The 14736-nt window shown below is 50.4% G+C and carries 12 protein-coding genes; 4 read left to right on the plus strand and 8 right to left on the minus strand.

Features of this window, described 5'->3' with window-relative positions; translation table 11 throughout:
* Window positions 1–4 precede the first annotated feature (4 nt).
* The 4 genes from oppC to IM313_RS11920 form a co-directional block, all read right to left on the minus strand.
* Window positions 5–913: an oligopeptide ABC transporter permease OppC gene (gene oppC, locus IM313_RS11905; RefSeq protein WP_028013428.1), complete on the minus strand. Its 909-nt coding sequence runs from the start codon at window positions 911–913 to the stop codon at window positions 5–7.
* 14 nt (window positions 914–927) lie between these two features.
* Entirely contained in the window at window positions 928–1848 is a 921-nt protein-coding gene (gene oppB, locus IM313_RS11910) for an oligopeptide ABC transporter permease OppB (RefSeq protein WP_028013429.1), read from the minus strand.
* An 83-nt stretch (window positions 1849–1931) separates the two neighbouring features.
* On the minus strand, window positions 1932–3563 hold the full coding sequence (oppA, locus tag IM313_RS11915; protein WP_028013430.1) for an oligopeptide ABC transporter substrate-binding protein OppA: 1632 nt from the start codon (window positions 3561–3563) through the stop codon (window positions 1932–1934).
* Window positions 3564–4334: 771 nt separating this feature from the next.
* The gene (locus IM313_RS11920) at window positions 4335–4982 is read right to left on the minus strand and encodes a YchE family NAAT transporter (protein WP_041909604.1); all 648 of its coding nucleotides are present in this window, start codon (window positions 4980–4982) and stop codon (window positions 4335–4337) included.
* A 478-nt stretch (window positions 4983–5460) separates the two neighbouring features.
* On the opposite strand from IM313_RS11920, the gene adhE reads away from it, so the two are divergent.
* Window positions 5461–8139 (plus strand): bifunctional acetaldehyde-CoA/alcohol dehydrogenase, encoded by a 2679-nt coding sequence (gene adhE / locus IM313_RS11925; protein WP_048999273.1) that lies wholly within the window; start codon window positions 5461–5463, stop codon window positions 8137–8139.
* Between the two features lie 66 nt (window positions 8140–8205).
* Here adhE and tdk read toward each other — a convergent pair whose 3' ends face one another.
* Window positions 8206–8820, minus strand: coding sequence for a thymidine kinase (gene tdk, locus IM313_RS11930; protein WP_028013433.1), 615 nt, complete (start codon window positions 8818–8820; stop codon window positions 8206–8208).
* A gap of 548 nt (window positions 8821–9368) precedes the next feature.
* On the opposite strand from tdk, the gene hns reads away from it, so the two are divergent.
* Entirely contained in the window at window positions 9369–9782 is a 414-nt protein-coding gene (hns, locus tag IM313_RS11935; RefSeq protein ID WP_028013434.1) for a histone-like nucleoid-structuring protein H-NS, read from the plus strand.
* A 198-nt stretch (window positions 9783–9980) separates the two neighbouring features.
* Here hns and galU read toward each other — a convergent pair whose 3' ends face one another.
* The 3 genes from galU to rssA form a co-directional block, all read right to left on the minus strand.
* Window positions 9981–10889, minus strand: a complete 909-nt coding sequence (gene galU / locus IM313_RS11940) for a UTP--glucose-1-phosphate uridylyltransferase GalU (protein ID WP_028013435.1) — start codon at window positions 10887–10889, stop codon at window positions 9981–9983.
* A gap of 200 nt (window positions 10890–11089) precedes the next feature.
* Window positions 11090–12103 carry a two-component system response regulator RssB gene (gene rssB / locus IM313_RS11945; protein WP_028013436.1) on the minus strand — a complete coding sequence of 338 codons (1014 nt, stop codon included), beginning with the start codon at window positions 12101–12103 and terminating at the stop codon, window positions 11090–11092.
* 91 nt (window positions 12104–12194) lie between these two features.
* Window positions 12195–13097 carry a patatin-like phospholipase RssA gene (gene rssA / locus IM313_RS11950; protein WP_047368711.1) on the minus strand — a complete coding sequence of 301 codons (903 nt, stop codon included), beginning with the start codon at window positions 13095–13097 and terminating at the stop codon, window positions 12195–12197.
* A gap of 114 nt (window positions 13098–13211) precedes the next feature.
* Between rssA and IM313_RS11955 the strand changes: the two genes are divergently transcribed.
* Window positions 13212–13670 (plus strand): YchJ family protein, encoded by a 459-nt coding sequence (locus IM313_RS11955; protein ID WP_041909602.1) that lies wholly within the window; start codon window positions 13212–13214, stop codon window positions 13668–13670.
* A 46-nt stretch (window positions 13671–13716) separates the two neighbouring features.
* Window positions 13717–14559 (plus strand): formyltetrahydrofolate deformylase, encoded by an 843-nt coding sequence (gene purU, locus IM313_RS11960; RefSeq protein WP_028013439.1) that lies wholly within the window; start codon window positions 13717–13719, stop codon window positions 14557–14559.
* The last annotated feature ends 177 nt before the right edge of the window (window positions 14560–14736 follow it).

Consider the following 14736-nt stretch of genomic DNA (forward strand, 5'->3'; position numbering starts at 1 on the left):
CTCCTTAACGGTCTTTCGGGTCGAGGGCATCACGCAGGCCATCGCCGATAAAGTTAAAACAAAACAGGGTAACGACCAGGAAACCCGCCGGATAAAGCAGCAGCCAAGGTGAAACTTCCATCGAGTTTGCGCCGTCGCTCAGCAGCGCACCCCAGCTGCTCAGTGGCTCCTGCGTGCCCAGCCCCAGGAAGCTGAGGAAGGATTCAAACAGAATCATGCTTGGCACCAGCAGTGAGGCATAGACCACCACCACGCCCAGCACGTTAGGCACGATATGACGAACCACGATATTACTGGTTGATACCCCGCCTACCTGCGCCGCTTCGATAAACTCTTTGCGTTTGAGGCTCAGCGTCTGGCCGCGCACGATACGCGCCATATCCAGCCAGGAAACCATCCCGATGGCCACGAAGATCAACAGGATGTTCTGGCCGAAGAAGGTCACCAGCAAAATCACGAAGAACATAAACGGGAAGGAGTTCAGGATTTCCAGGAGACGCATCATCACCGAGTCTACTTTGCCGCCAAGGTAGCCGGAAAGCGCGCCGTAAAGCGTCCCCACGATCACCGCCACCAGCGCGGCGGCGATACCGACCATCAGAGAAATACGGCCACCAATCGCCACGCGCACCAGCAAATCACGGCCGGATGAATCGGTACCGAAATAGTGGCCGGACTCCATATCAGGCGCGCTGGACATCATGCCCCAGTCCGTATCGAAATAGGTAAATTGCGACAGCATTGGCGCCAGGGTGACAAACAGCGCGATGATCACCAGCACAACCAGGCTGGCGACCGCCGCACGGTTATGCATAAAGCGACGGCGCGCGTCCTGCCAGAGGCTACGACCTTCTACTTCCAGTTTTTCACTGAAGTTTTCCAGCGCCTCGCTGTTTTTCTTACTCAACATCATGGCGTGCTCCAGCGTTAGTAACGAATTTTCGGGTCGATAACGGCATAAAGCACATCGACAACGGCGTTAAAGAGAATGGTAAGTGCGCCCACGAGGATCGTGAGGCTCAGAACGAGCGAATAGTCACGGTTAAGTGCCCCGTTTACGAACAGTTGACCAATACCCGGCAGGCCGTAAATTGTTTCGATAACCATTGAACCCGTAATGATGCCGACGAATGCCGGTCCCATATAGGAGAGCACAGGCAGCAGCGCCGGCTTGAGCGCGTGGCGGAAGATGATCCGGCGCATCGGCAGCCCTTTCGCGCGCGCGGTGCGGATGAAGTTAGAGTGCAGCACTTCGATCATAGAACCACGGGTAATACGCGCGATACTGGCGATGTACGCCAGCGATAATGCCACCATCGGCAAAATCATGAACTTCAATGCCCCGCCGTTCCAGCCGCCCCCGGGCAGCCATTTCAGCGTGATGGCAAATATCATCACCAGCAATGGCGCGACAACGAAGCTGGGTATGACTACCCCAGTCATTGCCACCCCCATTACGGCATAATCCCATTTGGTATTTTGTCTGAGCGCGGCGATAACGCCTGCGGTGACCCCGAGAACGACGGCCAAAATGAATGCAGCAGCACCCAGTTTTGCCGAGACCGGGAAGCTGGAGGCCACCAGATCGTTAACGGAATAGTCTTTATATTTAAATGACGGTCCAAAATCACCGTGCGCCAGCTGCTTCAGATAATTGAAGTATTGGGTGGTGATGGGATCGTTTAAGTGATACTTCGCTTCGATGTTGGCCATGACTTCTGGCGGCAACGTACGTTCACCGGTAAATGGACTTCCCGGCGCGAGACGCATCATAAAGAAGGAAATCGTAATTAGAATAAATAACGTTGGTATCGCTTCTAAACAGCGACGCAGGATAAATTTCAACATTGCCCGTACCTTCTGGCGTGTGCCTGATGAATGTTACAAAGTAGACACAGTGGGGCAAGCCAGGCTCGCCCCACGTATTGCCATTAATGCTTGATAATATAAAGATTCTTAACGGAAATATTATCCAACGGGTCTTTACCGGTATAACCCCCTACCCACGGTTTCACCAGACGGGCGTTAACGTAGTAGTAAACCGGTACAATTGCAGAGTCTTTATCGAGCTGTTCTTCTGATTTCGCGTACAGCTCTGCGCGCTGCGCATCGTCAGAAACTTTCAGGGTTTCAGCGATGATCTTGTCAAACGCCGGGCTCTTATAGTGCGCCGTGTTGTTTGAACTGTCGCTGAGCATGGTGTTCAGGAATGATGTCGGTTCGTTATAGTCCGCACACCAGCCCGCACGCGCCACGTCGAAGGTCCCCTGATGACGCGTATCGAGGAAGGTTTTCCACTCCTGGTTTTCCAGCTTAACGTTCACGCCCAGGTTTTTCTTCCAGATAGACGCGACGGCAATCGCCAGTTTTTTATGCAGATCTGATGTGTTATACAGCAGGTTGAACGTCAGCGGCTTGTCTGCGGTGTATCCTGCTTCAGCCAGCAGTTTTTTCGCTTCTTCGTTACGTTTTTCCTGCGACCATTTGAACCACTCAGGCTCAACCAGTTTCATCCCATCGGTATACGGAGGCGTGTAGCTGTACGCCGGCAGATCGCCCTGGTTTTTCACTTTGTTCACGATGATATCGCGATCCAGTGCCAGCTTCAGCGCGGTACGAACGCGCACGTCGGTGAATGGTGCTTTCTGGTTGTTGATTTCGTAATAATAGGTGCACAGATATGGATCGACGTGAACTTCTTTCGGGATCTCTTTCTTCAGCTTCTGGAACAGTTCAATCGGCATGTTGTTATAGGTCATGTCGATTTCACCGCTGCGGTAGCGGTTAACGTCGGTCACTTCGGAAGAGATTGGCAGGTAGGTGACCTGATTAATCACGGTCTTCGCATTATCCCAGTACTGCGGGTTACGCTCCAGCACCATACGTTCGTTGACCACCCAGTCTTTCAGCTTATAGGCGCCGTTGGTCACGATATTGGCAGGCTGCGTCCATTTTTCACCAAATTTTTCCACGGCGGATTTTGGTACCGGCGAGACGGATGGGTGAACGAGCAGCTTATAGAAGTACGGAACAGGTTCGCTCAACGTCACTTCAAAGGTATTAGCATCGATCGCCTTCACGCCCAGGTCGGTGACCGGCTTTTTACCGGCGATGATGTCATCGATATTGGCGATGTGACCATACTGCAGATAGCTCGCATATGGAGAGGCGGTATTTGGATTCGCCAGGCGCTGCCAGCTATACACGAAATCTTCGGCGGTAACCGGTGTACCGTCGGACCATTTGGCATCTTTACGCAGATGGAAGGTCCAGACTTTGAAATCTTTATTTTCCCACTTTTCTGCCACACCCGGTGCCGGGTGGCCGTCTACGTCAGTCACCAGCAGACCTTCGAACAGGTCGCGGTTAACGTTTGACTCAGGAACGCCTTCAATTTTATGCGGATCGAGAGACTGCACTTCCGCACCGTTGTTACGCACCAGCGTCTGTTTTTCCGCCAGTTGAACACCTGCAGGAACGTCCGCAGCCATTGCAGCGTTTCCCGCGATTAGCGCAGTTAAAATCCCCGCCGCTACCAGATTTTTTTTTGTGATGATGGACATTGTGTTGGTACTCCACTCATTATAATTACTGGCTTTCGCCAGCTGTCTAATCCCCTGTTGGGGCCTGTACAGCGCAGGAGTTTTTTTTGCTGCTGTCAGGTTCTTTTTTTACTGCTTGCTATCACCGACTTTTTTATTACTGACCGCTCGTATGGCCGTCTTGCGTCGATTCTTGCCAGGCCTCCCCTGTTTGAGACCTGTGCTGGATATCTGAGAAGAGGATTATATGAAAATAATTCTCATCTACTTGTTTTAGGCTGCAAAATAGTAGGCCGGAAAGTATCAAATGGCGTAAACACGCGCCAATACATTTTGCAAATTTGTTAAGCAATTCTCTTTTACGGCCCAGGTCGTATCGTCCTGCCCAGCCCTTCCATACGTTGAGCACCCTAAAAAACACTTTAAATTCAAACTAATATGGAAGATTTTCTCTTCAGGCGCGTCGCTGCATTCTCATCGCGTAGTTTTGCACGAAAATTTAACAATTGATTATTATTTAGCACATTCATCTAACGAAATGTTGAAATTACTAATATCATTTCGGTTATCCCGCAGCAAGCCCAAGACTATCGTGTGAGTAAAATAACAGTGTGTTCGAAGATTTTCTGTGCAGGCAGGCTTGAGATGAATTCATAACTCTATGAAATATATGAGATGAACATTATTAGTAGAATTTATTATGACAGGTAAGCTTTTCAACTTTATTTATATGATTTGCTGATATTGATACAAAAAAAACGGCGCCGAAGCGCCGTTCTTTCGTATGAAATATCAATGTAACAAGCCGGGGAAAATGCTTTTAATACCCGTGACAATGAATTCGATCCCGAGTGCCATTAACAGCAGCCCCATGATACGCGTAATAACGTTGATGCCGGTCTGCCCCAGCAGGCGTACCAGCAACGGCGCCATACGGAATACGCCCCAGCAACAGAGCGCGAAAACGGCAATCGCGACAGAAAAACCAATCAAATGCATGAGGCTATGGTAACGCGTGCCCCAGACAATGGTTGAACTGATGGCACCCGGCCCGGCCATGAGGGGCAATGCCAACGGAACCACGCCGATACTTTCACGGATGGCGGTTTCTGACTTTTCCTGCTTGTTCTGCTTATCCTCACCCAGCTTACCGCTGATCATGGACATGGCAATGGTCACCACCAGGATCCCGCCCGCAATGCGGAAGGAGTCAATCGAGATGCCAAAGAGCTGGAGAATGGCATCACCCAGGAAAAGCGAGGTGAGCAAAATGATCGCCACAGACAGGTTAGCGGTAAGATTGGTTTTGTTCCGGGCCGCCGCCGTCTGGTAACTGGTCATACTAATGAAGACAGGAATGATCCCCACCGGGTTGACCAGGGCAAACAGACCAATAAAAAATTTGAAATACGTTGGAAAATCAAAGAGCGTTTGGATCACGTTTTGCTCCGCTTTTGCGCATGCCCGGGACAGTTACATTGTTAGGAAAAATCGCGCTGAAGATACGCTTTTTATTAGCATACTTCACCAGAAATCTGTGCCAAAACGTTAGCATTTCAGAATGTTAAACATATGTTGAGACAATGATAGCGTCACTTCCAATAGTTACTTAATTAATTAACAGTGGAAATATATCCATTAAATAACCCTGCTGAAAGGTATCAGCTTGGTGGAAAATTGACGCAGATCATGATTTCCGTACTCAGAAGTGAGTAATCTTGATTACGCCCCCAGGGAGGTCACCTGACAATAAGGGATGATGCTAAGGTAAGGCTCTTTTAGTAAATTAGTGTACTGGAGCATAAAGTAACCCTTTGTTTTACTTTATGTAACGCAAGTCGTATTGGCACTGTCTATACTGTCTGACGTATCGAGCGCTGGTTTACTAAAAGAGTTTAAACATTATCAGGAGAGCATTATGGCTGTTACTAATATCGCTGAACTGAACGCCCTCGTCGAGCGCGTTAAAAAAGCCCAGCGTGAATATGCCAATTTCACCCAAGAACAGGTTGATAAAATCTTCCGCGCGGCCGCTCTGGCTGCTGCAGATGCTCGAATCCCTCTCGCTAAAATGGCCGTTGCCGAATCTGGCATGGGTATCGTTGAAGATAAAGTGATCAAAAACCACTTTGCTTCTGAGTATATCTACAACGCCTATAAAGATGAGAAAACCTGTGGCGTTCTGTCTGAAGACGACACCTTCGGGACGATCACCATCGCCGAACCTATCGGCATCATTTGCGGTATTGTTCCAACGACTAACCCTACTTCAACGGCTATCTTCAAATCGCTGATCAGCCTGAAGACCCGTAACGCAATCATCTTCTCTCCACATCCACGTGCGAAAGACGCAACAAATAAAGCAGCCGACATCGTTCTGCAGGCAGCAATTGCTGCGGGCGCACCAAAAGATCTGATTGGCTGGATCGACCAACCTTCTGTTGAACTGTCTAACGCGCTGATGCATCACCCGGACATTAACCTGATTCTGGCGACCGGTGGTCCTGGTATGGTTAAAGCAGCATACAGCTCCGGTAAACCAGCAATCGGTGTAGGCGCAGGTAACACCCCCGTTGTTATCGATGAAACCGCTGACATCAAACGTGCTGTTGCGTCTGTGCTGATGTCTAAAACCTTCGATAACGGCGTTATCTGTGCATCTGAACAGTCTGTAGTTGTTGTTGATTCCGTGTACGACGCAGTACGCGAGCGTTTCGCCAGCCACGGCGGCTACCTGCTGCAGGGCAAAGAGCTGAAAGCGGTTCAGGACATTATCCTGAAAAATGGCGCGCTGAACGCTGCTATCGTAGGTCAGCCAGCCTATAAAATCGCTGAACTCGCAGGCTTTACCGTTCCGGCGACCACCAAGATCCTGATCGGTGAAGTTAAAGTTGTCGACGAAAGCGAGCCGTTTGCTCACGAAAAACTGTCTCCTACGCTTGCTATGTACCGTGCGAAAGATTTCGAAGACGCGGTAGAAAAAGCTGAGAAGCTGGTTGCCATGGGCGGTATCGGTCATACCTCATGTCTGTACACCGACCAGGATAACCAGCCAGAGCGTGTTGCCCACTTCGGTCAGATGATGAAAACTGCCCGTATCCTGATTAACACCCCTGCTTCTCAGGGTGGTATCGGTGACCTGTATAACTTCAAACTCGCACCTTCCCTGACTCTGGGTTGTGGTTCCTGGGGTGGTAACTCCATCTCTGAAAACGTTGGTCCAAAACACCTGATCAACAAGAAAACCGTTGCTAAGCGAGCTGAAAACATGTTGTGGCACAAACTTCCGAAATCTATCTACTTCCGCCGTGGCTCTCTGCCAATCGCGCTGGATGAAGTGATTACTGATGGCCACAAACGTGCGCTCATCGTGACTGACCGTTTCCTGTTCAACAACGGCTACGCTGACCAGATTACCTCTGTGCTGAAAGCGGCTGGCGTCGAAACTGAAGTGTTCTTCGAAGTTGAAGCTGACCCAACCCTGAGCGTTGTACGCAAGGGTGCTGAACTGGCGAACTCCTTCAAACCAGATGTGATTATCGCACTGGGTGGTGGTTCCCCAATGGACGCCGCGAAAATCATGTGGGTTATGTACGAACATCCGGAAACCCACTTCGAAGAGCTGGCGCTGCGCTTTATGGACATCCGTAAACGTATCTACAAGTTCCCGAAAATGGGCGTGAAAGCGAAAATGATCGCCGTCACCACTACTTCCGGTACCGGCTCAGAAGTGACGCCATTCGCGGTAGTAACAGATGACGCAACAGGTCAGAAATACCCGCTGGCTGACTACGCGCTGACGCCAGATATGGCTATCGTTGATGCCAACCTGGTAATGGAAATGCCGAAGTCTCTGTGTGCGTTCGGTGGTCTGGATGCCGTGACTCACGCGCTGGAAGCCTACGTTTCTGTACTGGCGTCTGAGTTCTCTGACGGTCAGGCTCTGCAGGCTCTGAAACTGCTGAAAGAAAACCTGCCAGCGTCCTACAACGAAGGTTCTAAAAACCCTGTAGCACGTGAACGTGTCCACAGTGCAGCAACCATCGCCGGTATCGCGTTTGCGAACGCCTTCCTGGGTGTTTGCCACTCTATGGCGCACAAGCTGGGTTCACAGTTCCACATTCCTCACGGTCTGGCGAACGCCCTGTTGATCAGCAACGTTATCCGCTATAACGCCAACGACAACCCAACCAAGCAGACTGCGTTCAGCCAGTATGACCGTCCGCAAGCGCGCCGTCGTTATGCTGAAATCGCTGACCACCTTGGTCTGAGCGCACCGGGCGACCGTACTGCTGCGAAGATTGAGAAACTGCTGGCATGGCTGGAAAGCCTGAAAGCTGAACTGGGTATTCCTAAATCTATCCGTGAAGCAGGCGTTCAGGAAGCTGACTTCCTCGCTCACGTAGACAAGCTGTCTGAAGATGCCTTCGATGACCAGTGTACTGGTGCTAACCCGCGCTACCCACTGATCTCCGAGCTGAAACAGATTCTGCTGGATACCTACTACGGTCGTGAGTTCAAAGAAGGTGACGTTGCTGCTGTGAAAGCAGAAGCTCCGATCATTAAAGCTGACAAGAAAGCGAAGAAAAGCGCTTAATTGACAGTCTGAGGAAAAAACCCGCCTGTATGGCGGGTTTTTTTTATGTCTGAATAACGGCAGATATTATTTTCTGTTGTCGTGCTGGATCGCCGTCAGCGAGCCTACGGACAACGCTTCCTTATAATGCTTACGGCAGACCGACACATAGCGTTCATTGCCACCAATCACCACCTGCTCACCGTCCGCATAAGGTTTTCCAGCCTGGTCGAGACGAAGCACCATGCTGGCCTTGCGTCCGCAGAAACAGATAGTTTTTAGTTCAACCAGCTTATCTGACCAGGCAAGCAAATACTGGCTTCCGGCAAACAGCTCCCCGCGGAAGTCCGTACGCAGCCCGTAGCACAGAACGGGGATATCGAGCTCATCAACCACTTCAGAGAGCGCGTGCACCTGTTCACGCGTCAGGAACTGGCTCTCATCAACCAGCACGCAGTGAATGGGCTCTGACGCATGCGCAGCGCGGATATCCTCCAGCAGGTCAGTTTGCGGGTTAAACAGCCTGGCTGGCGAAGAGAGGCCTATTCTGGAACTCACCTTCCCTGCACCGAAGCGATCGTCGATTTCAGCGGTATAAACAACGGTACGCATTCCTCGTTCCTGGTAATTGTATGAGGATTGCAGCAGTGCGGTGGATTTCCCGGCATTCATTGCCGAATAGTAGAAATAAAGTTGTGCCATTGGCCGTAAAACCCTAATCAATGTGTAATATTCCCGATGATTCATTGTACCATATTTTGTCTGGTCATCAGCGACACTCCGCACAAACGATGCCGTGCTGAAAGGTGTAAAACACCCTCTTTTCGCAAAAATAATCCGCTAAAACAGAGAGTAATGGCGGTCATGCTGGTGAACAGGTTATATGATTAGCCAAACATAACACTTCTTTTTATTGTGGAATCTACGTTCATTAAAATTCACTATTTATTAACTATTCCTGCCTTAACATCGTCGCCTGGAACTAATACAAAAGGCTGATATTTATCCGCCGAAACTATAATTCCTGCGGCAAATGTCACAAAAAAAAGATGCAAGCGGCGGGGTTAAGCAGGTTATCGTGATAACAAGCGAGACTGCCAAAGAGGAAATTTAAGTTAGCGTAATTAATAATAGCGGCTTTATTTAGTATTTTTTGAATTCCTTACATTCCTGGCTATTGCACATCTGAATTTATGGCTCTATTATTAGGTCAACAAACCACCCCCCATTATAAGTTTGAGATTACTACAATGAGCGAAGCACTTAAAATTCTGAACAACATCCGTACTCTTCGTGCGCAGGCAAGAGAATGTACCCTTGAAACGCTCGAAGAAATGCTGGAAAAATTAGAAGTTGTAGTTAATGAACGTCGCGAAGAAGAAAGCGCTGCTGCTGCTGAAATCGAAGAGCGTACGCGTAAACTGCAGCAATATCGTGAAATGCTGATTGCTGATGGTATCGATCCAAATGAATTGCTGAACAGCATTGCTGCTGCAAAAACCGGTACCAAAGCAAAACGCGCTGCCCGTCCTGCTAAATATAGCTATGTAGATGAGAACGGCGAAACTAAAACCTGGACCGGCCAGGGCCGTACTCCTGCTGTAATCAAGAAAGCTATGGATGAGCAAGGTAAACAGCTGGATGACTTCCTGATCAAGGATTAATCAAGCCGAATTCAGAAAAATCCCGCCTCTGGTGGGATTTTTTTTGCCCGCAATTTATCACTAACATCCTCTTACACTCCGTCATAAAGCGTTATTCGACTATTTAGTTTCGCTTACAAACAGGCTGATCATGGCGTTTTATGGGCATAAAAAAACCGGTGGGCAGGGCCACACCGGTTTCATAGATTTACGCCTGGATTATTTCTTAATACCCATACTCTCTTTGAGCCAGCCTTTAAATTCTTCACCCAGCGTATTATGGCGAATGCCGTATTCAACGAACGCCTGCATATAACCGAGCTTATTACCGCAGTCATGGCTCTTACCTTTCATGTGGTAAGCCTCAACGGTCTCTTTCTCGATCAGCATATCAATGGCATCCGTCAGCTGGATTTCATCCCCTGCTCCTGGAGGCGTTTTCGCCAGCAGAGGCCAGATTTCAGCACTCAGGACATAGCGACCCACCACTGCCAGATTAGACGGCGCTACGTCGGCTTTAGGCTTCTCTACGACACCAACCATTGGCACGCTTTCGCCTGGCTCAAGGTTCACGCCCTTGCAGTCAACCACACCGTAAGCGGTCACGTCTTCAACTGGCTCAACCATAATCTGGCTGCAGCCCGTTTCGTCAAAGCGGTGGATCATCTCAGCCAGGTTGTCCTGAGAGAGATCGGATTCGTATTCATCCAGAATCACGTCAGGCAGAATAACCGCGACGGGCTCATCACCCACAACCGGGTGTGCACACATAACCGCGTGGCCCAGACCTTTAGCCAGCCCCTGACGAACCTGCATAATGGTAACGTGCGGAGGGCAAATAGACTGAACTTCTTCTAACAGCTGACGCTTAACGCGTTTTTCCAGCATGGCTTCGAGTTCAAAACTTGTATCGAAGTGGTTTTCGATAGAGTTTTTAGATGAATGCGTAACCAGCACAATTTCAGTAATGCCGGCCGCGATACACTCATTAACGACATACTGGATTAATGGCTTATCAACCAGAGGCAGCATCTCTTTAGGAATCGCCTTAGTTGCTGGTAACATCCTGGTCCCCAATCCCGCTACCGGGATGACGGCCTTTCTGACTTTCGAATTTAGGGCAGCCATTCAAATTCTCCTGAGCTGTTCAAGTTTTGAACTTTTATGCAATAAATAACGCGTTGAGTATATCAGCCTCGCCCCGCAGTCCGGGTCTGAAAAGAACGCGTTGCCGATGAATTAGGACAAATACGCATGAATCTGGGCAGCGATAGTAGCACTCCCGAGAAAACACAGGTAAAGCAATCTTAAAATTAAGATCCAATTGCTTATTCCGTGGACAACATTAAGCGAAGCCTTCCCCCGGCACCCCAAATTTGGCACTGCCAGGAAGAACAGCGATGGCTAATTTGATTTAGATACGCCGTTCCCAGTGTTCCAAGCGGCACCCCGTTACTCACCTGAATATGGTGTTCCCCGGTATTCAGTGACGCGTTGAGACCTGCAGAAACGAGGATAAGATTCTTTAAACCGCTATGGTAATAACCAACCAGCAGCGGGAACTGTCCGGGTAAATTGGCCTGACGAAAAAGCTGGTTTACCTGTTTGAGTAAACTGCCTAACTCAGGGAGCCGTTGTCCCTGATGTGATAACTGTTCCTGCAATAATCCATTAAAGAGCGCGCGAAGTAACAATGCAGCTAATACGCCATTATCCCCTGCACGGGTTACGTCCAGAGAATAAAATGCGAGGTCGGAATCAGACAGAGGTGCAATATCCAGCACCAGCCCAGGCTGATCGGCCGCCACCAGCTGGCGATAGTTTACGCGGCAGTGGGAAATAGTTTGCTGAACGGGAGGCTGAAGTTCTTGCAACAATTTCGCCGCCGCTGGCGGATTACTCACCAGCGCGTCCCAGTCCTGAAAAAGGCGTTCCTCTTCCTCAACGCGGGAATTAAACATATTTGGATAAAGGCACGCTAATACCGTCTCACGTAACCGGTTCAGATCTTTGACGGGTTTCAGCAGAATATCCTGAACGCCAAGACGTAATGCTTTGGCAATATCCGCCATATTTTCTGTCGCGGAGATCACCAGAATGGGCATCTGGTCCCCCTCGTTGCGCAGATGTTCAACCAGTTTCAGCCCATTCATTCGCGGCATCGCGATGTCGCAAATCATCAGATCGGGCGTAATACCGGTCATTTTTTCCAGCGCGTCGACACCATCTTCAGCCAGTAAAGTGTTTGCTCCCAGCGAGGATAACCACGAATCCAGTAGCGATCGGAAAACGGGCTCGTCTTCAACAATCAAAATGTGTTTTCCGGCCAATGGCTGCGTCATGGTTCCTCCCCTGGCTGACAGTTACTAAATAGTGGCATGCTATCGGCACTATCGCCTGTCAGATTTTGCTGAAGTAGTCAAAAAAAGGTGCTTAACGTGCTGTTCGCACAAACGGCAGCAACTCGTCTATTTTCTTTTCGACGGCTAGCGAGCCCGCTGCGATGGCGGCCTCAGCCCGATGGAAATCAAGGGTAGAGATTTGCGGACAGTAAGGCTGAATAAGAATATCCGGAGGATCGCCAGCCATACGGTTACGTTTAAGGCGATTCTCAAGAACCTGAATTGAGGTGGTCATGATCTCCATGGCCGTCGGTGCGGCAACCGAGCGTCGTGCGGCCAGGCGACCAATTCTTCCGCGCAGGCGTTCATGCCAGGCAAGCTTTTCGATGTCGGCATCTTCGCTCTGCAGATTGACCGGCATAAGGTCTTGCTGCATCAGATGAGCGTCGTGCTGCAAATCAACGGCGATGACGATGTCCGCCCCCATGGCGCGCGTCAGAGAGATGGGAACCGGGTTCACGACGCCACCATCGACAAGCCAGTAACCGTTATGGGGCACGGGCGCCATAAGCCCAGGAATACTGCATGAAGCACGCACCGCAAGGTGAATATCCCCTTCGGTCAGCCAGAGTTCACGGCCTGTGCTGAGATTGGTTGCGACGGCGCCGAAAGGCATCCGGCAGTCAGTAAAGTCTTCGAGAGGCATCACCCGGCGGAACTGGTTAAAGACGCGTTCACCGCGCAACAGCCCACCGCGCTGCCAGGAGAGATCCATCAGACGCAGCACGTCCCAATAGCTGAAGGAGCGCACCCAGGTTTCGAGATCCGGAAGCTTGCCGCACGCGTAGGCGGAGCCGACAAGCGATCCGATTGAACATCCTGCTACGATATCGACGTCAACGCCCATCTTGTTTAAGGCATTAATCACGCCGATATGAGACCATCCCCGGGCTGCACCTGATCCCAGCGCCAGTCCAATTTTAACCTTTCTCATTAGCCCTGTTTTACTTCCCCTGGATTCCTGACATAGCGTCAACGCAACTGCTCAGTTAACATAGTGCTACCCGAGGCGTTTTACGCCCTTATTTTTTGTTCCAGGAAGAGAATCGTGTCTCAACTCTGCCCCTGTGGTAGCGCTCTGGAGTATAGCCTATGTTGCCAGCGATATCTTTCTGGCAATCAGGTTGCACCGGATCCGTCACACCTCATGCGTTCACGGTATACTGCTTTTGTGATCAAAGACGCAGACTACCTGATAAAAACCTGGCACCCGTCCTGCCACGCCGCCGATTTCCGACAGGAGATCGAAGCCGGGTTCGCCAACACCCACTGGCTTGGGCTTACCGTGTTTGAATCTTCACCCGGTAGCCACCACGACGAAGGCTTTGTCAGCTTTGTTGCCCGTTTTACCGAGAACGCCAGGCCTGGCGCCATTATCGAGCGTTCCCGGTTCTTAAAGGAAAGCGGGCAGTGGTATTATATTGACGGTACGCGCCCACAGTTTGGTCGTAACGATACCTGCCCTTGTGGTTCAGGAAAAAAATTCAAAAAGTGTTGCGGGCAGTAACGCCTGACAACCCAGACTTCGCAAATACAAACAGGATTTCCCGGCGATGCAATCATTACAACGTAAAGTTCTGCGCACTATCTGTCCCGATCAAAAAGGGCTGATCGCACGAATCACCAATATTTGCTACAAGCATGAACTGAATATCGTGCAGAACAACGAGTTCGTTGACCACCGTACCGGTCGCTTCTTCATGCGTACCGAACTGGAAGGCATTTTCAACGACACCACCCTGCTGGCCGATCTGGACAGCGCGCTGCCGGACGGTTCCGTGCGTGAGCTGAATCCTGCGGGCCGTCGTCGCATTGTGATTCTGGTGACGAAAGAAGCTCACTGCCTGGGCGATCTGTTGATGAAGGCCAATTACGGCGGCCTGGACGTAGAAATTGCCGCTGTTATTGGCAACCACGAAACCCTGCGCACGCTGGTTGAGCGTTTTGATATTCCGTTTGAGCTGGTGAGCCATGAAGGCCATACCCGTGAAGAGCACGACAACCTGATGGCTGCTGCCATTGAAGCGCATAACCCGGACTACGTGGTGCTGGCGAAATATATGCGCGTGCTGACGCCTTCCTTCGTCGCCCGCTTCCCGAACAAGATTATCAACATTCACCACTCGTTCCTGCCGGCCTTTATTGGCGCGCGGCCTTATCACCAGGCGTACGAGCGCGGCGTGAAGATCATCGGCGCAACCGCGCACTACGTGAATGACAATCTGGACGAAGGTCCAATCATCATGCAGGACGTGATTCACGTGGATCACACCTACACCGCAGAAGATATGATGCGCGCCGGACGTGACGTTGAGAAGAACGTGTTGAGTCGTGCCCTGTATCAGGTGCTGGCGCAGCGTGTCTTTGTCTACGGTAACAGAACCATCATTCTTTAATCTTTCGGAAAATGAATTGATTAGCTTTGCGCCTTTACGGATAAAAAGCAGGCAAACAGCTTCTTTTCCCTAAAGGAATGCTTTACAGGGGCGTCTCATTTGATATGATGCGCCCCGCTTCCAGCAGGAAGCAGGCCAGTAAAAACGCATTACCCCGTGGTGGGGTTCCCGAGCGGC

The organism is Enterobacter cloacae complex sp. P2B (genome assembly GCF_014895985.1).
Taxonomy (GTDB): domain Bacteria; phylum Pseudomonadota; class Gammaproteobacteria; order Enterobacterales; family Enterobacteriaceae; genus Enterobacter; species Enterobacter bugandensis.

What these genes read in the sequence shown, in the direction of transcription:
- rssB (WP_028013436.1), bottom strand. Translation starts at nt 12,103, where the DNA reads ATGACGCAGCCATTGGCCGGAAAACACATTTTGATTGTTGAAGACGAG.
- adhE (WP_048999273.1), top strand. Translation starts at nt 5,461, where the DNA reads ATGGCTGTTACTAATATCGCTGAACTGAACGCCCTCGTCGAGCGCGTT.
- galU (WP_028013435.1), bottom strand. Translation starts at nt 10,889, where the DNA reads ATGGCTGCCCTAAATTCGAAAGTCAGAAAGGCCGTCATCCCGGTAGCG.
- purU (WP_028013439.1), top strand. Translation starts at nt 13,717, where the DNA reads ATGCAATCATTACAACGTAAAGTTCTGCGCACTATCTGTCCCGATCAA.
- rssA (WP_047368711.1), bottom strand. Translation starts at nt 13,097, where the DNA reads ATGAGAAAGGTTAAAATTGGACTGGCGCTGGGATCAGGTGCAGCCCGG.
- oppB (WP_028013429.1), bottom strand. Translation starts at nt 1,848, where the DNA reads ATGTTGAAATTTATCCTGCGTCGCTGTTTAGAAGCGATACCAACGTTA.
- hns (WP_028013434.1), top strand. Translation starts at nt 9,369, where the DNA reads ATGAGCGAAGCACTTAAAATTCTGAACAACATCCGTACTCTTCGTGCG.
- oppA (WP_028013430.1), bottom strand. Translation starts at nt 3,563, where the DNA reads ATGTCCATCATCACAAAAAAAAATCTGGTAGCGGCGGGGATTTTAACT.
- tdk (WP_028013433.1), bottom strand. Translation starts at nt 8,820, where the DNA reads ATGGCACAACTTTATTTCTACTATTCGGCAATGAATGCCGGGAAATCC.
- oppC (WP_028013428.1), bottom strand. Translation starts at nt 913, where the DNA reads ATGATGTTGAGTAAGAAAAACAGCGAGGCGCTGGAAAACTTCAGTGAA.